Below are 20,213 nucleotides of genomic sequence, written 5' to 3'. Positions count from 1 at the left end.
AAGTTTAACGGCGGACCACGGGTGGGCTTCGTCAAGTCTCTCGCGTGTCCGCGTAAAGGCAACGTCTCGACTGTGTCACCTTAGTCGCCCTATGACTCGTCGAGTCCCTGCTCGATCGCGTATCGCACGAGTTCCACCCGGTTGTGAAGCTGGAGCTTGTTCAGCGTGTTCTGGACGTGGTTCTGCACGGTCCGGTGGGAGAGCACCAGCCGCTCGGCGATCTGCCGGTACGACAACCCCTTGGCGACCAGGCGGAGCACCTCGGTCTCGCGCTCGGTCAGGCGCGGCGTCGCCTCGGGGGCGGGCCGTGCGGCCAGCCTGCGGTACTCCCCCAGCACGAGCCCGGCCAGGCCGGGGGTGAACACTGCGTCGCCCTCGGCGGTACGCCGGACCGCGTCGAGGAACTCCTCCTTGCTCGCCGATTTCAGCAGGTACCCGGAGGCACCGGCCTTGACGGCCTCCAGGACGTCCTCCTGCTCGCCGCTGGCCGAGAGCACCAGCACCCGGGGCGGCGGCCGGGTCCCGGCCAGTCCTCTGGCCACCTCGACCCCGGACAGGTCGGGCAGGCGCAGGTCCAGCACGACCAGCTCGGGCCTGACGGCCGCGGCCACCCGGAGGGCCTGGCGCCCCTCCCCCACCGTGGCCACGACCTCGTACCCGGCCTCGGCCAGGTCCCTGGCCACCCCGTCCCTCCACATCGGGTGGTCGTCCACCACCATCACGCGCATCCGCCCACCCTAGAACGCCCGGCGGCACGGGTCTCCTCACGGTCCTTCCCGTACCGGGCCGCCGGGATCGCACCGGGCGCCGGAACGCGGACCACGCCCGGCATCGGGGACGGGCACGAGATCGGGGACGGCGACGGGGAGCGGGCCGTCCGTCAGCCGGCCGGGACCGACATCTCGATCTCGGTCCCCCGCCCCGGCGCGGAGATCACGGCGACCGTGCCGCCGAGGTCGGCGATACGTCCCCGGATGGACTGCGAGACGCCGAGCCTGCCGTCGGCGGCGGCCTCCTCCAGGCGTCCGGGCGCGATGCCCGGCCCCTCGTCCCTGACGGTCACGGTGACCAGGCCGTCGTCGGCCTCGGCGAAGACCCACGCGGGCGCCCCCGGGCCGCAGTGCCCGGCGACGTTGTCCAGGGCGGCCCCGACCGCGGCCGACACCTCCGCCGCGACGGCCGCGGGCAGGGTCAGCGGGGTCGCCGGGGCCGAGACGGTGACCGTGGCCGAGCCGTACCGGTGCAGCAGCGCTGCCAGGTCGGCGGTGCCCGCGGCGGGCGGCTCGGGCCGGAGCCTGACCAGCTCCCGCAGGGCGGCCTCCTGCTCACCCGCGAGCCTGCCCAGCTCGGCCGCCTCGCCGCCGATCTCCTGGCCGCGCCGCTGGACCAGCGCGAGCACCTGGAGCACCGAGTCGTGGATGCCGCGGGCGAGCCGCTCGCGCTCGCGGCCCGCGGCCTCCATCTCGATCGCCCGCTGCATGCGTTCCTCGGCCGTCCTCGCCAGCCGGGCGACGTGCCCGACGACCGCGCCGGCCAGGAAGAGCAGGACGATGCCGTTGATCGGCAGCGTCTCGAGCCCGCCGGGGCCGGCGCGCAGCCACAGGTCGGCCGCCGAGACGATCAGCGCGGCCGTGGCGCCCGCCCGCCGTCCGCCGTACACGGCCCAGGCGAGCACCGCGCCGCCGATCCAGGTGCCGGTGACCGGGAGGTCACCGGGCCGGTGGACGCCCTGTACGGCCGGGGAGGCGAGCAGGCAGCCCACGGTCACGAGCATGTCGGCGGCGAGCAGCGGCCGTCCGCGGAACTCCTCGACGGAGTAGGCGAAGATCGTCGCCATGGTCCACAGCGCCATGACGCCGATCACCACCCCGCCGGTGGCCGGGTGGGCGTAGCCTCCGGCGCGGGCGAACAGGACCACCGCGTACGCCAGGGAGGCGACCCGGAACACCGCGACCGCCCGCCAGAACGGCCCCTCGATTCCCGCCACCCGCCGACCTTATCTTTTGCCTGAACGACCGACATCGGCGACATCGTCGACGTCGGCGGGAACCCGGGGACGCGGGGACGCGGCGGGCGGTGCCGGACGGTCCCGGCCGGGTGTGGCTCAGCCGAAGAAGACCTCGGCCTCCTCGTAGCGGCTGGCCGGGACGGTCTTGAGCTCCTTGGTGGCCTCGTCGAGACCGACCCGGACGATGTCGGTGCCCTGCAGGGCGACCATCGTGCCGAAGTCCCCGTCCTGCACCGCGTCCATGGCCTGCAGCCCGAACCGGGTGGCCAGCACCCGGTCGAAGGCCGTGGGCGTGCCGCCGCGCTGGATGTGGCCGAGCACGGTGGTGCGGGCCTCCTTGCCGGTGCGCTTCTCGATCTCCCCGGCGAGGGTCTCGCCGATGCCGCCCAGCCGGACGTGGCCGAAGGCGTCGAGCTCGCCCGCCTGCAGCGCCATCTGGCCCTCCAGCGGGTGGGCGCCCTCGGCCACCACGATGATCGGCGCGTAGCGCGTCTTGAAGCGGGACTCGACGTAGGCGCAGACCCGGTCGATGTCGAAGGGCTTCTCGGGGATCAGGATGACGTTGGCGCCGCCTGCCATGCCCGCGTGCAGGGCGATCCAGCCCGCGTGGCGGCCCATGACCTCGCAGATCAGCGCGCGGTGGTGGGACTCGGCGGTGGTGTGCAGGCGGTCGATCGCCTCCACGGCGATGTTGACGGCCGTGTCGAAGCCGAAGGTGTAGTCGGTCGCGTTGAGGTCGTTGTCGATCGTCTTGGGCACGCCGACGACCTTGACGCCCCTGTCGAAGAGCTGCTTGGCCACCCCGAGGGTGTCCTCGCCGCCGATCGCGATCAGCGCGTCGACCCCGCCCGCCGCGAGGTTCTCCTTGATCTTCTCGACGCCACCCTCGATCTTGATGGGGTTGGTCCGCGACGAGCCCAGGATCGTTCCGCCGCGCGGCAGGATGCCGCGTACCGACTGGACGTCCAGCGGCATGGTGTCGCCCTCGAGCGGCCCGCGCCAGCCGTCGCGGAAACCGACGAACTCGTGCCCGTGGACGGTGACGCCCTTGCGCACGACGGCGCGGATAACGGCGTTCAGGCCGGGGCAGTCGCCGCCTCCGGTGAGCACTCCGATACGCATGACATCCTCCGAGATGGGGTGCGGGACAGATCAAGACAAAGGTGGCCTGATCAGGCGGCATGGTGCGGCCGGCGACAGGCCCTGCGTCGCCGCCGCATCGCATTCTGCCGCCAGAAGCACCAGTGGTCTAGACCAAATGGTACTAGTCCTCGCGGACCCGCTCGCGCGTCCGACGGGCGAAGACCCTGCGAAGATCCCGTGAAGACCCCCTCGCGCCCGGGACGGGACGGGCCCTTCTCCGAGCGTACGCCCGAGGCCGGCCCCCGGCCGGAACCTGACCCCCGGCCCGGAACCGGGTCCCGGCCCGAGGCCGGATCCCGGCCCGGGCCCCGCCCCCGCCTCAGGGCAGCGGCAGCACGCAGGAGGGGCTGCCCACCGCGAAGACCTCCGCCGCGCTCCCGGGGACGCCGTCGTCGAGCGGCAGCACGGCGACGCCGCCCGACCGCTGGTTGGCCACGTACATCCGGTCGCCGGCCACGGCGAAGTGGCGGGGCCAGACGCCGCCGCAGGCCACCTCCGCGACCGGGTTCAGCGCGGGACCCGCGAGGACGGAGATCGTGTCGGGCCCCCGGTTGGCGACGTAGACGAGCTCGCCGGAGCCGGAGACCTCCAGGTGCGAGGGCTCGTTGTGCCGTCCCGTCCCGGTGGCCGGGACGGCCCGGAGCTCGCGCCAGCCGTCGTCGTAGACGCGGACGGTGCCGTCCAGCTCCCCGGTCACGTACCAGTGGTCGCCCGCGCGGGCCATGTGCCGGGGGCCCATGCCCTCGGCGAGCCGCACCGGGCCGTCCGGGTGCGGCACCACCGTCTCCCCGACCAGGTAGCGGCGGACCTCGCAGGCGCCCAGGTCGCTCACGTACAGCACGCCGTCGGGGCCGAAGACGGCCTGGTGGGCGTGGGACCCCTCCCGGTAGGGGAAGATCCACACCTGTTCCGGCAGGCCGTCGGTGCCGAGGCCGTGCACGCTCACCGTGCCGTCCCCGTAGTTGGCCACCGCGAGCCGGGTGCCGGTGGGGTCCACCGCCAGGTGGCAGGGGGCAGATCCCTCGCTGGAGCGCTGCGCGAGCGGGCTGAGCGCGCCGCCCTCGCCCCGGCCGAAGGTCGCGACCGTGCCGCGATCGGCCTCCCCGACCGCGTACAGGATCGGGAGCGTGGGGTGGACGGCCAGGAAGGAGGGGCCGGAGGCCACCGTCTCCCCCAGCCGGACCAGGCCGTCCAGCTCGACCAGGGTGATCCCCGGCCCCGAGCCGCCCGTGTCCGGGGTGTACCCGCCGATGTACGCGACCTCAGCCATCATGCTCCCGCCAGGGGCGCGGCGCCCGCGCCCCGGATCGTCATCCGTTCTCGGCCAGGTGCGAAGGTAGCGCAGCGGACCGGCGACATGTCGGGCACCTGCCCCGGAAGACGGTCCCAATTCTTTGACTTCGTCAAGGAATTGGTTGACGATGTCAAGCATGGATGGACACGTGGCGGAGATCCGCGCCTTCAACCGCTTCTACACCCGGCTCATCGGCGTACTGGAGCAGCGGGTCCTGGGCACCCCGTACTCGCTCACCCAGATGAGGGTGCTGTTCGAGCTCGACCACCGGGGCCGGACGGAGGCGGGCGAGCTGCGGCGGCTGCTCGGGATCGACGCCGGGTACCTCAGCAGGATCCTCGGCGGCTTCGAGCGGGAGGGCCTGGTCGTGCGCGGCAGGTCGGCCGCGGACGCGCGGCGGCAGGTGGTCGAGCTGACCGGGAGGGGGAAGGCGAGCTTCGCCGACTTCGACGAGCGCGCGGCCGAGGAGATCCGCGCGCTGCTGGCCGAGGTGGGCGAGGAGGACCGCGAGCGGCTGGTCGGGAGCATGGCGGCGATCGAGGGGATCCTCGGCCGGGCGCCGCGCACCGGCCGGTCGTACGTCCTGCGCCCGCCGCGCACCGGCGACCTCGGCTGGGTGGTGTACCGGCACGGCGTCCTCTACGGCCAGGAGCAGGGCTGGGGCATGGACTTCGAGGCGATGGTGGCCCGGATCGTGGCCGGCTACGTGGACGGCCACGACCCCCTGCGCGACGCGGGCTGGATCGCCGAGGTGGACGGCGAGCGGGCCGGGTGCGTGTTCTGCGTGCACAAGGACGACGAGACCGCGCAGCTGCGGATGCTGCTCGTCGAGCCGTCCGCGCGCGGCATGGGGATCGGCACCAGGCTGGTGGAGGAGTGCGTGCGCTTCGCCAGGGCCGCCGGGTACCGGCGGATGGTGCTGTGGACCAGGGACGTGCTGCTGGGGGCGAGGCGCATCTACCGGGCCACGGGCTTCGAGCTGGTCGAGGAGCGGCCCGACGGGGACGTCGTCGAGGAGGTCTGGGCCCGCGACCTGTGAGCCGTCCCCGCGACGGGAACCGCCGGCGATGTGACGGGCACCGCGGAAAAGGACGGGAGGACCGCCCCGGCCACGGGGACCGCCGGGCACCTCGCGTGCGGGCCACCCCGGCTAAATACCCTATTTGCAGATAGGTATTATGCGTTTATCGTCGGGGGGCCACCCCGTTCCGTACGAGCTCCGTATGAGGCCGAAGATGCGCTTGCACTGGTTCCTGCCGACCACCGGCGACGGCCACCACGTCAGGCCCGCCACGACCGCCGTCGCGGCGGGGGGCGACGCGGCCAGGCCCGCGACGCTCGACTACCTGTCCCAGGTGGCCCGCGCCGCGGAGGCGGCCGGCTTCGAGGCGGCGCTGACCCCCGTCGGGGCGGGCTGCCCCGACCCGCTGGTGGTGTGCGGCGCCGTCGCGGCGCGGACCGAGCGGCTGAGGCTGCTGGTGGCCTTCAGGCCCGGCTTCACCCTGCCCACGCTCCTCGCCCAGCAGGCGCAGACCTTCCAGGAGATCAGCGGGGGACGCCTGCTGCTCAACGTGGTCACCGGCGGCGACCCGGAGGAACAGCGCGCCTACGGCGACTTCCTCGACCACGACACCCGCTACGAGCGGACCGGGGAGTTCATCGAGGTGCTCAGGCGCACCTGGGCGGGCGAGCCGTTCGACCACCGGGGCGTCCACTACCGGGTCTCCGGCGGCGGGCTGACCGCTCCGCTCCTCGACACCCCCGACATCTACTTCGGCGGGGCCTCCCCCGCCGCAGAACGGGTGGCCGCCGCCGGCGCGGACGTCTACCTGATGTGGGGCGAGCCCCCGGCGATGATCGCCGAGCGGGTCGCCCGGATGCGCGCGCTGGCCGCCGAGGCCGGCAGGGAGCTGCGGTTCGGCATCCGGCTCCACGTCATCGCCCGCGACACCTCCGAGGAGGCGTGGGCGCACGCCCGGCGCCTGCTCGACGGCATGGACCCCGGCCGCATCGCCGCCGCCCAGGCCCGGTTCGCCCGGATGGACTCCGTGGGACAGCGGCGCATGGCCGGCCTGCACGGGGGGTCGGCCGACGCGCTGGAGATCTCCCCCAACCTGTGGGCCGGGGTCGGCCTGGTCCGCGAGGGGGCGGGCACCGCCCTGGTCGGCAGCTACGACGAGGTCGCCGGGCGCGTCCGCGAGTACGCCGGGCTGGGCCTGTCGGAGTTCGTCCTGTCCGGCTGGCCGCACCTGGAGGAGGCCTGGCGGGTGGGCGACTTCGTCCGCCCCCGGCTCGCGGTTCCCTCCCTCGTCGCGTGACGGGACTCCTCCCGGCCGTACGGACACTTCCTTCCGGTACGTACGCAGGGCGCGGCATGAGGACCAGGCCCGGCGGGCGCTCCCGCTGAGCCGTTTCGCACATCACGCGGGGCATCGACGGCAAAGGCGATCGCGACGAGGTGAAGTCGCGGTCGCCTTTGCCGTTCCCCGGCGCCGGCGGAACCAGGGCGGCGGAGAACGGGGGGCGCCTGAGGGCGATCCCACCCGCTCGGCCGGGCTCTCGGCCGCGGCCTTCGCCGGGAAGAATGAGCGGCAGTCGACGAACGCGCACGCTGATCCGTACGGAAGGCACCATGACTGTTGCACCGGCCAGAGCCGCCCTCGCCCATCACCTGCGGGAACTTCGCGCCCTCACCGGAAAGAGCCTGAAGGAGCTCGAACGGGTCACCGCGGCGAGCGACTCCTCGCTGTCGCGCTACTTCTCGGGGGCCGCCTGCCCTCCCTGGTCGGTGGTCGAGGCACTGTGCCGGGCCGCCGGTCGCGACGCGGACGAGCTGCGTGAGCCGTGGGAGGCCGCCCGGCGGGCGCGGCTGCAGCGCTACTACCCCTCGGCGCGGGAGGAGGCGGCCGATCCGAAGGCGTCGGGAGGACCTCCGGAGGCCGCCGAGCAGGAGACCGTGGAGCCCAGGGGCCGGGAGGACCCGGGGAGCGCTCGGGAGCCGGGACACCCGGAAGGCGGGAAAACCCCCGAGGCCCCCGAGGCCCCCGAGGGCGCGGGGAAGCCGGTGGAACCGGGTGGCCCCGACGGCGCGGCGGGACGGCGCAGGGCGAACCCCCGTCGACGGCGGGTCGTACCGATCCTGGTGACGCTGCTCGGCGTCGCCGGGCTGGCCGGAGGGGGCTACCTGTGGAGCGGCTCCGGTGAGGAGCGGCAGACGAGGCGGTACTGCCCGTGGCGCTACGTGGTGACCGACGGGGACCCGGCGCCGGTGCGGATCGCCGACCGGCCGGGCGCCAACCGCCGGCACATCCCCAAGACGTACCTGCCGGAGGAGGTCTTCTACGCCGCCGAGCCGCCCGCCGTGCGGAACGAGATGATGCAGACGATCCACGGCTGGGTCACCCAGGGGGACTGGATCCAGCGCGCCCCGGGCCCGTGCGTCACCGAAGCGGGCAGGCTGTGACCGCAGGTCAGGGCGTGCGGGACGGATGCGGGACGAATGTGGGACGCCGCCGGCGCGTCCTGCCCGCGCCGGGCTGGCTAGCGTACGACCGAGAACGCGCCGGCAGGCTTCGCGCCCCTTCCCGGGCGGTTCTCGCTCACAGAAGAACAGATGACCAGCACAGGAACGGTCGCCCGGTGTCACCGGCGACCTCCTGACGGGAGGCAGAGGTCAGTGAACACAGTGGTACGCACGGAGGATCGGCTCGCGACGGAGCGGTTCTGGTCCTGGTTCTCCCACCTACCCCGCGGGAGGCGGCCGGTCCGGGGGACCGGAGCGCCGGCGGACACGCGAAGCGGGGCGAACGATCCCGCACGCCCCGCCGTCCACGCCTCCCCGCCGGAAGCCCACGCGGCCCCGGCCGCTCACCCGCACCAGCTGCTGGCGAGGATCCACGTCTTCGTCGAACGGCACCTGGACGACCCGCGGCTCTCCCCGGCCATGATCGCCAGAGCGCACAACATCTCCGACCGCTCCCTGTACCGGCTCTTCCAGGACGAGAGCGTCACCGTGTCGCAGCTCATCCACCGCCGGCGGCTGGAGCGGTGCAGGGACGACCTGGCCGACCCCGGCAACCGCGACCGGCCGATCCACGCCATCGCGGCCCGGTGGGGCTTCGGCGCCGCCGCGCACTTCACCCGCGCCTTCCGCGCCGCCTACGGGCTCAGCCCCCGGGAGTACCGGCACCGGTACGCCCCCTGTCCGCCGTCGGAGGCCTGACGGCGTAGGTCCGGCGACGAGACGCCGCCGGCCCGGGACGGGCGCACGGGTCAGCGGCGGAAGGGACCGGATACCTCGCAGGTGAGACGCCGCCCGCCCGGGACGGGCGCACGGGTCAGCGGCGGAAGGGACCGGATACCTCGTAGGTGACGCCGCCGGTGCCGTCGGCGTCACCCCGGGGTCCGCGCTGGGAGGAGAAGTACAGGCGGTCGCCGGCCGGGGAGAAGGCGGGGCCGGTGATCTCCGATCTCGGGTGTCCCTCGATCCGTACGACCGGGGCCACGACCCGGTCGGGGGTGATCACGTTGATCTCCATGTCGCCGCCGTCCTCGGCGACGTACAGGTCGCCCGAGGGGGTGCCGGTGATGTTGTCGACACCGCTCAGCGGGGCGCCGGCGTCGTAGACGACGCGCAGGGTCTCCTCCTCGGCGTCGTAGGCCCACACGCGGTCGTCGCCCTTGGTGGTGAAGAAGCACACCCCCTCGGCGTAGTGGCACCCCTCTCCCCCGGAGAAGCGCCGCGCCCCCTCGACCTGGTGGCGGGTGGCCACCGGTTCCGCCCCCGGGTCGGGCACCGGACGCCAGAGCACCCGCCGGCCACCCCGCCGCCCCGCGTCCCACCGAGCCCCTTGAGCTCCCCGGCCGGTGCCGCGCCCGGCGCAGAGCACCTCCAGCCGGCCGGAGGTCAGGTCGCCCCAGTGCAGCGGCCGGAACCGGTAGAAGCAGCCGTCCGGCTCGTCCTCGGTCAGGTAGACCACGCCCCGCTCCGGGTCGCAGGCCGCGGCCTCGTGCCGGAACCGGCCCATGGCCAGGCGCGGCATCGCGGCCCGCGCGCCGTAGGGGTCGCACTCGAAGACCCGCCCCCGGCGGGTCTCCTCGCACGACAACCAGGAGTTCCAGGGGGTGGCGCCACCGGCGCAGTTGAGGTCGGTGCCCGACAGGACGCGGTAGGCGCCGACGACGGCTCCCCCGGGCCCGAACCTGACGGCCGACGCCCCGCCGACCAGCGGGACCTCGGAGTTGGACACGTAGATCCAGCCGTCGCCGTCCGGGAAGCACGCGCCGCCGTCCGGCGCCGGGTGCCAGCGCGTCCCGCCGATCCGCCTGCCGCTGCGTGCGACGACCCTCGCGGTGAACCCCTCGGGCAGCGCGAGCCCGGCCGCGTCCGGCGCGCGCAGCGGCCCGTACGGCCCCGCGGGCCGCGCCGTGCCCCCCACGGTCAGTGCGCCCGCGGCGCCCGCGGCGCCCTGCCAGAGCGAACCGGCCAGGGCCGCGCCGGTCACCAGACCCCCGCTGCGCATCAACGTCCGGCGAAGCATGGCCCCTCCTCGTCGTCCTCACGGTACGCCGCAAGCCGACCGGACCCACATGAACGCCGACACCACGGGCGCAAACTTTGCGTCACCCATCGGGCAAACATCCGTCAAAACAGGTCGACCTATCGCCAAGATCGCCATCCGCCCCGTTTCTCGCGTTCACAGTGGAGATCAAGCGTCATCAGACCGGGGAGGACCGTTGACCGAGGGACTCACGTTCGCGAACCTGGTTTCCGAGACCGCGCCCCGGGTGCAGACCCGCCGCGCGCTGGTCTTCCTCGACTCCCCCCCGGCCCCCCTCACCGTCCCCTCCCCGCCCGCGACCCGGACGCCCGTCCCGCCCCCGGCCCGGCCGGACCTGCGGCTGGTGAGCGCACTGCGCGCCGAGGGGTTCGCCGTCGACTCCGGCGACAGCGAGGGGGCCGACGCGGACGGCGAGCGCGTGTGGGAGCTGCTGCGCTCGGCGCGCGAGGGCGACCTGCTCGTCGTGCGGCTGCCCGCCGACGGCGGCTGGACCTCGGGGCAGCTCGGGGCGATGATCGGCTCGTTCGGGCGGCAGGTCGGCGCGTCGCTCGCCGCCGCCGTGCTGCTGATCGTGGACTTCGGCTGGAGCGCCCTGGGCGGGTCCGCCGGCCCGGTCCGGCAGCTCGCCGTGGCCGGGGAGCCGAAGGTCGCCGCGGCGGCGCTGACCCTGACGCTGCGGCTGGACGAGGCGGTGCCGGGCCCGGCGCGGACGCTGACCGACGTCATCGCCGAGGGCCTGGCCACCCGGGCCGCCGACCTCGACGGGGACGGCACGGTCAGCGTCGGGGACCTGCACGCCTACGCGCTCGCCCGCTACGCGGCCGTCTCGGCCGCCCGCACCCCCATCCTGATCGCCTACGGGGCCGTCGCCGGCGTCCCGCTGACCCCGGTGCGGGACGTCTCGGCCGAGCCGGACGCCGCCTTCGCCGTCGCCCTGGCCCGGCTCGGCGAGCCCGTACCGCCCACCGCCGGTACGGAGATCGTGCGGCGCGTCTACGAGCTGCACCTGAGCGAGCCCGCCAGGGAGCTGCTGCGCAGGGCGGCCCTGCTCGACGAGGACGAGCCGATCGACGAGATCCTCGGCGACGCCGGCGAGCTGCGGCAGTGGGGCCTGCTGGGCGAGACGACCACGTTCGCCCACCCGGACGTGCGGGCCTTCGGCCACGCGCGACTGTCGGCGGCCGAGCGAGCGCAGACCTCGGCGCTGCTGCGCCGGCGCCGCGCCGGGCTGCGGACCGTACGGCCCCGGGCCAGGCTCACCGCCGACCGGTGGACCACCGAGGACCAGCTCGGGCACCGGGTCTACGCCGAGGCCATCGCCGCGTTCGTCCGCCACCCCGAGACCCGGCCCCCGCTGACCATCGGCCTGAAGGGGCCGTGGGGCACCGGCAAGACCTCCCTGATGCGGATGATCCAGGACCTCCTCGACCCGGGGGCGGCCGGGGACGCCGCCGTCCCGATCCACCTGCCGGGCTCCCGCGCGGAGCGGGCGCCGACCAACGCCGAGGTGCTGGCCAGGGCGGGCCGCCGGGGCCGGGAGAACGCCGGGCAGGCCGAGCCGGACCCGCTCCCGCTGCGGCCGGCGGACTGGCGGCCCACGGTCTGGTTCAACCCGTGGATGTACCAGAGCGGCGAGCAGGTCTGGGCCGGGCTGGCCCACGAGATCATCAGCCAGGTCACCCGGCGGCTGCCCCGCGCCGAGCGGGAGCGGTTCTGGCTGGAGCTGAACCTGTCCAGGATCGACCGGGAGGCGGTCCGCAGGCGCGCCTACCGGCTGGCGATGACCCGCCTGGCGCCGGTGGCCCTGGGGCTGGTGGCGACCCTCGTCGTCACCGGCGCGCTGCTGGCCGCCACCGCCCTGCTGCCCGCCTTCGGCACCCTGCTGGGCAACGTCGCGGCCGCCGTGGGCGCGACCGGGTCGGCCGTCGTGGTGGGGGTGGGCGCGCTGCGGCTGGCGAGGTTCTTCGGCGAGGCCGCGGACAACGCCTTCCGCGGCCTGGTGACCCAGCCCGACCTGCTCGGCTCCGGCGGCCTGGCCGACTCGGCCACCGGCGAGGCCGTGACCGTCCCCGGCTACCGGTCCAGGACCGGCTTCCTGCACCTGGTCCAGACCGACATGCGGCAGGTCCTGGACCTGGTCGCCACCTCCGAGCGCCCGCTGACGGTCTTCGTCGACGACCTGGACCGCTGCTCGCCGGGGACGGTGGCGCAGGTCATCGAGGCGATCAACCTCTTCCTCGCCGGGGAGTTCCCCAACTGCGTGTTCGTGCTGGCCATGGAGCCGGAGGTGGTCGTCGCGCACATCGAGGCCGCCTACCCCGAACTGGCCGGGACGCTGCCCGGCACCGGCAGGTCCGGCCTGGGCTGGCGGTTCCTGGAGAAGATCGTGCAGCTGCCGCTGAGCGTGCCGCTGCTGGACGACGCCGACCGGCTGCCCGCCTTCGTACGGGCCCTGCTGGGCGTTCCCGAGGTCACACCGAATCCGGCCGGACCGCGTCCGGCGGGTCCCCCAGCCGCCCTGGAACGGCTCGACCCGCCACCGGATCCGGCCGGACCGCGTTCACGCGGTCCCCTGTCTCCCGCACGGCCCTTCCCGCGCGGCGTGGCCGGACCGGGCTCGCCCGGCGCCGGCGCACCGCGGGGAGCGGCCGTGCCGGGGCTGCGGGCACCGGTGTGGGCACCGGGGACGCGGGCGAACGTGCCGGGGGCGCGGACCTCCGCGGAGACGCGGGGAGCGCGCACACCGGCGAACGAGCCCGGGCCACGGACCTCGGCGGACGTGCCGCCCTCCTCCGGCGCGTGGGCGACCGACCCGCCGGACCCCGTACAGGTGAGCAGGTTGCAGGACGCCATCTGGGCGCTGCGCCCGACCACCGTCACCATCGACGAGGCCGCCCGGCTGGCGCAGGACGCGCTGGGCATCGAGTGTTCCGACGCGGTCGGCGGCCTGTGCGCGGCGACCCGCGAGGCCGCCGACCGCGTCTACGACGACCTCTACAGCGACGAGAACGCCTACCGGGCCATCGAGTTCGTCCTGCCGGCGCTGACGTTCTTCAACCCGCGCGAGATCAAGCGGTACGTCAACGTCTTCCGCTTCTACTCGTTCCTGACCTACCGCCGCGCCCTCGCCGGGGCGGCCCCGGCCTCGGACGGCGAGGTCGCCAAGCTCGCGGCGCTGGCCGTGCAGTGGCCGCACCTGCTGTCGCTGCTGGTCAGGGAGTCGGAGGGGGTGAGCGTACTGCGACTGCTGGAGGGCGCGGCGGGCGACGCCGAGAGCTGGCGCCGTGCCCTGCGCGAGACCGGCCTGACCCCCTCCGACCCCGGCACCTCCGGAGCCTCCGGTGCCCCCCGCCTGGACTCCCTGCGAGACCTGCTCTCCCGCCCCCACCCCATCGCCGACCTGGCCCGCTACCTGCTCTGACCTTCTGAGTGGATCGTGCTGCCGACTCGTCCGGCCGGGCCGTCCGGATCGGGCCTTTGCGTCGATTCGTCCGAACGGGCGTCAGGCCGGGTCATCCGGACGGCGAGGGCGGCGAGGGCGGCGAGGGCGGCGGGGACGGCTCGCCCCAGTCCCACAGCGCCTGCAGGACAGGGCCGAGGCGGCGGCCCCGCTCGGTGAGGGTGTAGCGCACCCGGGGCGGCCACCCCGGCATCCGGTGACGGTCGAGCACACCGGCCCCGGTCAGATGGGCCAGCCGGTCGGACAGCACCTTGTCCGACAGCCCCGGAAGAGCCCGGCGCAGCTCGGTGAACGTGTGGTCGCCCCGCAGGAACTCCCGGACGACCAGCGTCGTCCAGCGGCCGTGCAGGACCGCGAGGGTGATCTCCACCGGGCAGGACGGGGTGGGCTCGGCGACGTCCGCGCGCGGATCGTCGGGCAGCCCGGGCCGGGCCGGGACCGGAGCCGCACCCCGGACGGGCATCGAGACCGGCGCCGAAGCCGGGATCGAGACCGAAGCCGGGACCGGGGCCGGGACCAGGGCCGGAGTCGGGATCGAGGCCGGCTTCGGCGCCGGAACCGGGTGGCCGACCGTTTGGTGAGTCACGAAGGCGCCTCCTAGCGTTTCCGCGTTCCCCCGATTCCTACCTCCCTTCCGGAAGGACGTGCGTGATGCGACGGCTCGCAGAGACCCCCGAGGACGTCCCGGCCGTGTTCGCCGAGCGTTTCAACAGCGGCGACCCCGATGCGCTGGCGGAGATCTACGAGGACGGGGCGGTGTTCGTCGCCGAACCGGGCTCACCCCTGACCGGCCGGGAGGCGTACGACGCCAACGCCGCCTTCATGGCCCTCGGCCTCCCGATCACGGTGAGCCCCCGGCAGGTCTACAGCACCGGCGACCTCGCCCTGCTGATCGTCGACTGGGTCATCGACGGCACCGGCCCCGACGGCACGCCCGTGCACCTCGACGGCACCGCCACCGACGTCGCCCGGCGCGGCCGGGACGGGCACTGGCGGTACGCCATCGACAACATCTCCGGCGTACGACAGGCGACTGGCTGAGTCCTGACCGGCAGCCGCACACCCCTCGTCACTGCTGGGACCGTTCTCACCGGCCGCGAACGATTCCGACGGTGACGAGGAACACCTGCCCGGGGCGGCGGGCGGCGGGCCGCCGTCCTGGATCGTGAGCGCCGATACACCAGGAGGAGCGGGATGCTCCGCGCGGAGTCGTACGCTCACGCGAGGATCTCGGCGCTCTCCTTCCGCCTGAGGACACCCCTGCACACCTCCTACGAGGACTGTTCCAGGCCGTGGTCTGCCGAGAGTTCTCGGCCGGGGCCGAGGAAGTCCACGGCGTACTCGGTCACGTCGCCGTGCTGGTCCCAGTAGAGGTTGGTCATGGTGAGCGCCGGTGTGCCGCTCTCCACGCCGAGCACGGAGGCGATGTCCCCGAAATCCCCGAGGTCCCCGGCGTCCCCGGGAACCGGCCTGATCGCGACGGTGTCGCGCCGTCTGACGGCACGCCGGCCGGTCCTGTCCTCGATCAGCCCGAAGGTCATTCTCGGGAGCGGTTCCGCGATCAGCAGCTCCGGCACCGCCCGGCCCAGCTCGCCCGAGAGCCAGGACGTGGACAGCGTCACCAGCCCTCCGTCGTCGTAGTAGGCACGACGCCGCCGGACGACGGACGCCCCCTCCTCGACCTCCAGCGCGTCCGCGACCTCCTCGGATGCCGGAACGAGCGACGCGTCCAGGATCTCGACCCGCTCGCCCTCGCGGTAGCCGTTCCCGTTCACCCTCAGCATCCGCAGGCGGTCGGAACCTGCCGTGATCTTCTTCGGCAGGCAGGCCAGGGTTCCGATCCCCGGAACAGACTCCGCGTAGCCCTCGGCCCTCAGCACGGCCGCGACCCGGGTGGCCGTGGCGGTGGACACCCCCTCGTCGCGCATGATCTCTCGCACCGACGGGATGCGGTCACCGGGCCGGATCGCCCCGCTGTCGATCCCGGCCCTGATCTGTGCGGCGATCCGCCTGTACGGAGCCATCGCCCGCGGGTTGTCGGCCATCGTGAAACCCCTGTTCTCGTGCGTTCCGAATCAGCGGTTGACGTCAAAGGTGCTCTAGAACACTATAGAGCTGCCGCGAGCCGAAGAACAGGCACGCGGTTCGCTTCACGATGAGAAAACCCCGGGCGACCCCCTGGACATGGACGAAACGGACCCGCGAACTCGCGCCCCCCTCCACGCGATGGAACCGAACGGGTCAACAACGACCTGCCGGGGCGTCCCCGGACATCCACAGGCGTCAGAAAGAGAGAACCAGCCGTGGAACATTCTCCCGACCCCGGCCGATCGTCCGCCTGTCCCGGTACGGGGCACGACAAAGCCCTCGAAACCGGAACGAACCTGGAACGTGCCCGCGAAGAGGCAGGCCCCCGGCCGGGAAGCCCCCCCACCTGTTCGCACTGGTCCGGGATGCCGAGGACGGCGAAGGACCCGTCGCGAAGGTGGTGGCCTACGGGCTGACATTGCCGGGCGGGACGGCGGCGACCGTCGGGGTGGACGGCCACGGATTCGGCCGGTGGACGAGCGCACACAGTGCCGCACGGCGGTTTCACTCGGATCTCGTCTGGCTCGGGAACGACGACACGAGAAGGCCCGTCCCGTAGAGCCGGAGGCACGACAGGCGGCCTTCCCGTCGTCCCGGGACCTCTCGAAGCCTTCGAGACCGTCCGGTCTCTCGGGGTCGCCGGTGACATGGAAGGCGCCCCGGCTCGTGACGAGCGGGGCGCCCTGAAGGACGGGCTAGCGCTGGGCCTCGATCATCCAGTGGTACTTCTCCAGGTCCTGGGTGATCTCGATGAGCACGTCCTGGGTCATCGGGTCGGCCTTCTCGGTGGCCATGACGCGTTCGCGCATCCTGCGGGTGATGGAGCCGAGGATGTCCGTCATCGCGGCGACGACCTTGCCGTCGTTGAGGTAGCCCGGCTCCAGCTGCGGCACCTCGGTGCTCTTCGCGAGCGTGGAGCCCCGGCCGTCGGGGTTGCACCCCATGGCCACCGCTCGCTCGGCGACGGTGTCCGCGTGCTTCCTGGCAGCCGAGACGATCTTGTCGAGCTGCAGGTGCAGGGAGCGGAAGTTGTGACCGATCACGTTCCAGTGGGCCTGCTTGGTCAGCAGCGACAGGTCGAGCAGGTCGACGAGCGCACCCTGGAGCGCGGTGGCGATGACCTTCTTGTCTTCCGGATTGAGCGGGCTGGTGATCGCGGACATAGAGCGTCCCCCCTGTTTTCGCCTTAATCTCCGGTTTCGTACGGAATGTCCGTACCCATCTATTCGGTTTCTTATGTTGACACTGTCACGATTGCAGTGTCACTATCGCCGTATGGAATGGACCATCGGTGAACTGGCCGAGCAGGCGTCGGCGGCGCTGGCCCCCGCCGCCCGGCAGGGCGGGCGGGGCAGGGACGTGCCCAACGAGCGCGTGATCCGGTGGTACTCCACGATCGGCCTCCTCGACCCGCCCTCGGCCCGCCGGGGACGCGTCGCCGTGTACGGCAGGCGCCACCTGCTCCAGCTCGTCGCCGTCAAGCGACGTCAGGCGGAGGGGCGGACCATCGCCGAGATCCAGGCCGAGCTGGCCGGTGCCACCGACCGGACCCTGGAGTCGATCGCCCGCCTTCCCGGGCAGCGACCGGACCACCAGCCGGACCACAGGCCGGAGCACAGGCCGGAGCACAGGCCCGAACAGGCACCGGGATCAGGGCATGGACCGGCACCGGGACGGCGGCAACCCGTGGCCGAGGCCCCCTCCCCCGCGGCGCCGCGCCCGCGCTTCTGGACCGGCGCCCCGGCACAGGCCGCCCCCCACCCGGCTCCCCACCCTGCTCCCGACCCGGTCATGCGACCGGCTCCCCCCGCGCCCGCCGCCACCTCCGGTCGGGCCGGACAGGCCGGACAGGCCGGACGGATCACCGAACCGAACGGCTCGAATCGACCGGATGAACCGGGCGGACCGGACGTCACCGCCCGCCCACCCGCCCGCCCCGGCGGTTTCGCTCCGCCCGCCCCGAAGGCCGTAGCCGTGAACGTGGCCGTACACGGTGTGCGGCTGGCGGACGGCGTGACGCTGCTGCTCGACGGCGGCCACGACGGCGGTCACGCCCCGTCGCCCGACGAACTCGCCGAGATCGCCGCCGCCTCCCGGGAGCTCCTGTCGCTCCTGCGCGAACGCGGCCTCACACCTCCGGAAGGACTGCACCCATGACCGTTTCCATCACCACGCTGCGACCGGAGGAGTGCCCGCCCGTCCCCGACGCCGGCCTGGGGGCGCTGAGCACCGAACGCGGCAACCTGCCGCTGGAGAGCGTGGACGTGACCGCCGCCGTGTCCGGCCTGACGGCCGGGGTCGAGGTCGTCCAGGGCTTCCGCAACCCGCACGACGTGGCCCTGGAGGCGACCTACGTCTTCCCGCTGCCCGACCGGGCCGCCGTGACCGCGTTCCGGATGGAGGCCGACGGCCGGGTCATCGAGGGTGTGCTCAAGGAGCGCGGCCAGGCCAGGGCCGACTACGACCAGGCGATCTCCCAGGGAAAGCGGGCCGCGATCGCCGAGGAGGACCGGCCGGACGTCTTCACCATGAGGGTCGGCAACATCGTGCCGGGCGAGCGGGTCACCGTGCACCTGACGCTGGACCAGCCGCTCCCGTACGAGGACGGCGCGGCGACCTTCCGGTTCCCGCTGGTCGTGGCCCCCCGCTACGTTCCCGGCACGCCGCTGGACGGCGAGTCGGCCGGGGAGGGATGGGCGCCGGACACCGACGCGGTCCCCGACGCCTCCCGGATCACCCCGCCGGTGCTGCTGCCCGGCTTCCCCAACCCGGTGCGGCTCTCGCTGGCGGTCTCCGTCGACCCGGCGGGCCTGGAGCTGCGCGAGCTGCGCTCCAGCCTGCACGTGGTCCGGGAGGAGGGGAGCACGGTCCGCCTCCAGCCGGGCGAGCGGCTGGACCGCGACTTCATCCTGAGGCTGGCCTTCGACACCTCCACCTCCCTGGCACTGGCCCCCGACGCCACCCCTGACGCCGCGTCGAGCGGCGGGCGGAAGGGCGGCGGGCGGGAGGGCACGTTCACGCTGACCGTCGTCCCCGGAGCCGGGGCGGACGGCGCCGAGGCCCCCAGGAGCAGGGACGTGGTGCTGGTCCTCGACCGCTCGGGCAGCATGACCGGCTGGAAGATGGTGGCCGCCCGGCGCGCCGCCGCCCGTATCGTCGACACGCTCACCTCGCGCGACCGGTTCGCGGTGCTGTCCTTCGACACCGAGGTGGAGTACCCCGACGGGCTCGGCAAGGGCCTGTCGGCGGCCTCCGACCGCAACCGCTACCGGGCCGTGGAACACCTGGCCCGGCTGGAGGCGCGCGGCGGCACCGAGATGCTGACCCCGCTGGAGCGGGCCGTCACGCTGCTCGGCGACTCGGCCGGGGACCGGGTGCTGGTGCTCGTCACCGACGGGCAGGTCGGCAACGAGGACCAGATCCTGGAGCGGATCGGCGCGCGGCTCACCGGGGTACGGGTGCACACGGTCGGCATCGACCAGGCGGTCAACGCCGGTTTCCTGGGCAGGCTGGCCGGGCTGGGGGGCGGCCGGTGCGAGCTGGTCGAGTCCGAGGACCGGCTGGACGAGGCGATGGAGCACATCCACCGGCGGATCGGCTCCCCCCTGGTCACCGACCTCTCCCTGGAGGCCGACGGGCTCGACCTGGTCGCCGAGAGCGTCAGCCACATCGGCTCGATCTACCCGGGTGTCCCGCTCACCGTGTTCGGCCGCTACCACGGCGCGGCGGGCGGAGCGCTCACCGTGAGGGGCCTGGACGCCGCGGGCCGGCCGTGGGAGCGCCGGGTCGGCGCGACGACGGTGGACAACCCGGCGATGCGGTCGATCTGGGCGCGGGCGCGGCTGCGCTCGCTGGAGGACCGGTACGCGGCCGGTGACCGATCGCTGGAGACCGAGATCGTCGAGACCTCGCTCCGGTACGGGGTGCTCTGCCGGTTCACCGCCTTCGTCGCGGTCGACAGCCAGGTGGTCGCCGAGGGCGGTCCCGGGCACCGGGTGATCCAGCCGGTGGAGCTGCCGCGCGGCTGGGCGAGCCCGGTCGCGGCGGCGCCGATGGCGCCGATGTCGATGACCTCGGCGTCCTACGCGGGCGCGGGCGCGGCCCCGGCCCCCGCCCCGCCGCCTCCGATGGGCCCGCCCGGAATGGCCGCTCCCGGCGCCCCGCCGGCGTTCGGGGCGAGCATGCCCGTCGCCGGCCTGTCGCAGGAGGCGGCCGCGGGTGGTTTCGACGACCGCGCCCGGATACTGCCCCGCTCCGCCCCGAAGCCGGCCGCCCCGCGCGGGGGCGCGGTCCAGGAGCCGCCGCGCGAGCAGCTCGCGCAGGAGCTGAAGCTGCTGCGCGCCGCGGAGTCCCTGCCGGAGGCCGAGCGGCTGCGCGTCCTGGAGGACCTGGGCAGCCGGCTCGCGGCCCTGGCCGTCTACCTCGGCGGCCACCCGGAGCTGACCGCCCTGGCCGAGGACCTGCGGGCGGGCGGGGACCTGGACACCCTCTGGCGCCGGGCGGTGGAGGGTTTGGAGGCACTGGCCGGACCGGCCAGGCGCCGGCCGTTCTGGAAGCGCTGACCCTCCTCCCCCGGGGGGGGGGGGGGGGCGCGGGGGGGGGGGGGGGGGCCCCCCCGGGGGGGGGGGGCCCGGGGGGGGGGGGGGGGGGGGGGGGGGG

Annotated in this window: 16 protein-coding genes; 8 read left to right on the top strand and 8 right to left on the bottom strand. The window is 74.1% G+C overall.

What is annotated here, in order from left to right:
• Positions 1-89 precede the first annotated feature (89 nt).
• From ACLQ2R_RS24430 to ACLQ2R_RS24415, 4 genes are all read right to left on the bottom strand, one after another.
• Positions 90-719, bottom strand: a complete 630-nt coding sequence (locus ACLQ2R_RS24430; RefSeq protein ID WP_386233171.1) for a response regulator — start codon at positions 717-719, stop codon at positions 90-92.
• Between the two features lie 161 nt (positions 720-880).
• The gene (macS, locus tag ACLQ2R_RS24425; RefSeq protein ID WP_425962852.1) at positions 881-1,987 is read right to left on the bottom strand and encodes a MacS family sensor histidine kinase; all 1,107 of its coding nucleotides are present in this window, start codon (positions 1,985-1,987) and stop codon (positions 881-883) included.
• A 117-nt stretch (positions 1,988-2,104) separates the two neighbouring features.
• Positions 2,105-3,130, bottom strand: a complete 1,026-nt coding sequence (locus ACLQ2R_RS24420) for a 6-phosphofructokinase (protein ID WP_425962851.1) — start codon at positions 3,128-3,130, stop codon at positions 2,105-2,107.
• A gap of 340 nt (positions 3,131-3,470) precedes the next feature.
• A complete protein-coding gene (locus ACLQ2R_RS24415) occupies positions 3,471-4,424 on the bottom strand; it encodes a lactonase family protein (protein ID WP_425962850.1) in 954 nt (317 codons plus the stop codon).
• Between the two features lie 157 nt (positions 4,425-4,581).
• Here ACLQ2R_RS24415 and ACLQ2R_RS24410 point away from each other — a divergent pair, with 157 nt between their 5' ends.
• The 4 genes from ACLQ2R_RS24410 (at position 4,582) to ACLQ2R_RS24395 (ending at position 8,667) form a co-directional block, all read left to right on the top strand.
• Positions 4,582-5,484: a bifunctional helix-turn-helix transcriptional regulator/GNAT family N-acetyltransferase gene (locus ACLQ2R_RS24410; RefSeq protein ID WP_425962848.1), complete on the top strand. Its 903-nt coding sequence runs from the start codon at positions 4,582-4,584 to the stop codon at positions 5,482-5,484.
• Positions 5,485-5,680: 196 nt separating this feature from the next.
• Positions 5,681-6,763 carry an LLM class flavin-dependent oxidoreductase gene (locus ACLQ2R_RS24405; protein ID WP_425962847.1) on the top strand — a complete coding sequence of 361 codons (1,083 nt, stop codon included), beginning with the start codon at positions 5,681-5,683 and terminating at the stop codon, positions 6,761-6,763.
• 314 nt (positions 6,764-7,077) lie between these two features.
• On the top strand, positions 7,078-7,908 hold the full coding sequence (locus ACLQ2R_RS24400) for a helix-turn-helix domain-containing protein (protein ID WP_425962846.1): 831 nt from the start codon (positions 7,078-7,080) through the stop codon (positions 7,906-7,908).
• 213 nt (positions 7,909-8,121) lie between these two features.
• The gene (locus tag ACLQ2R_RS24395) at positions 8,122-8,667 is read left to right on the top strand and encodes a helix-turn-helix domain-containing protein (protein WP_425962845.1); all 546 of its coding nucleotides are present in this window, start codon (positions 8,122-8,124) and stop codon (positions 8,665-8,667) included.
• Between the two features lie 115 nt (positions 8,668-8,782).
• Here the strand turns inward: ACLQ2R_RS24395 and ACLQ2R_RS24390 are convergent, their stop codons facing one another.
• The gene (locus tag ACLQ2R_RS24390) at positions 8,783-9,985 is read right to left on the bottom strand and encodes an alkaline phosphatase PhoX (RefSeq protein WP_425962844.1); all 1,203 of its coding nucleotides are present in this window, start codon (positions 9,983-9,985) and stop codon (positions 8,783-8,785) included.
• Positions 9,986-10,181: 196 nt separating this feature from the next.
• On the opposite strand from ACLQ2R_RS24390, the gene ACLQ2R_RS24385 reads away from it, so the two are divergent.
• Positions 10,182-13,427 (top strand): P-loop NTPase fold protein, encoded by a 3,246-nt coding sequence (locus tag ACLQ2R_RS24385; RefSeq protein ID WP_425962843.1) that lies wholly within the window; start codon positions 10,182-10,184, stop codon positions 13,425-13,427.
• 91 nt (positions 13,428-13,518) lie between these two features.
• Here ACLQ2R_RS24385 and ACLQ2R_RS24380 read toward each other — a convergent pair whose 3' ends face one another.
• The gene (locus tag ACLQ2R_RS24380; RefSeq protein WP_425962842.1) at positions 13,519-14,052 is read right to left on the bottom strand and encodes a winged helix-turn-helix transcriptional regulator; all 534 of its coding nucleotides are present in this window, start codon (positions 14,050-14,052) and stop codon (positions 13,519-13,521) included.
• A 65-nt stretch (positions 14,053-14,117) separates the two neighbouring features.
• Here ACLQ2R_RS24380 and ACLQ2R_RS24375 point away from each other — a divergent pair, with 65 nt between their 5' ends.
• Positions 14,118-14,507 carry a YybH family protein gene (locus ACLQ2R_RS24375; protein ID WP_425962840.1) on the top strand — a complete coding sequence of 130 codons (390 nt, stop codon included), beginning with the start codon at positions 14,118-14,120 and terminating at the stop codon, positions 14,505-14,507.
• Positions 14,508-14,737: 230 nt separating this feature from the next.
• Here the strand turns inward: ACLQ2R_RS24375 and ACLQ2R_RS24370 are convergent, their stop codons facing one another.
• Together ACLQ2R_RS24370 and ACLQ2R_RS24365 are read right to left on the bottom strand one after the other, a co-directional pair.
• Complete coding sequence (locus ACLQ2R_RS24370; protein WP_425962839.1) at positions 14,738-15,511, bottom strand: GntR family transcriptional regulator; 774 nt, start codon at positions 15,509-15,511, stop codon at positions 14,738-14,740.
• A gap of 738 nt (positions 15,512-16,249) precedes the next feature.
• A complete protein-coding gene (locus tag ACLQ2R_RS24365; protein ID WP_425962838.1) occupies positions 16,250-16,717 on the bottom strand; it encodes a Dps family protein in 468 nt (155 codons plus the stop codon).
• A 112-nt stretch (positions 16,718-16,829) separates the two neighbouring features.
• On the opposite strand from ACLQ2R_RS24365, the gene ACLQ2R_RS24360 reads away from it, so the two are divergent.
• Complete coding sequence (locus ACLQ2R_RS24360; RefSeq protein ID WP_425962836.1) at positions 16,830-17,711, top strand: MerR family transcriptional regulator; 882 nt, start codon at positions 16,830-16,832, stop codon at positions 17,709-17,711.
• Positions 17,708-20,116 carry a VIT domain-containing protein gene (locus ACLQ2R_RS24355; RefSeq protein ID WP_425962834.1) on the top strand — a complete coding sequence of 803 codons (2,409 nt, stop codon included), beginning with the start codon at positions 17,708-17,710 and terminating at the stop codon, positions 20,114-20,116. Before ACLQ2R_RS24360 ends, ACLQ2R_RS24355 begins: the two co-directional genes overlap by 4 nt.
• Positions 20,117-20,213 lie beyond the last annotated feature (97 nt).

It is taken from the genome of Streptosporangium sp. DT93 (assembly GCF_049844535.1).
Classification (GTDB): Bacteria; Actinomycetota; Actinomycetes; order Streptosporangiales; family Streptosporangiaceae; genus Streptosporangium.
This window is presented reverse-complemented; position numbering and strand designations above follow the sequence as displayed.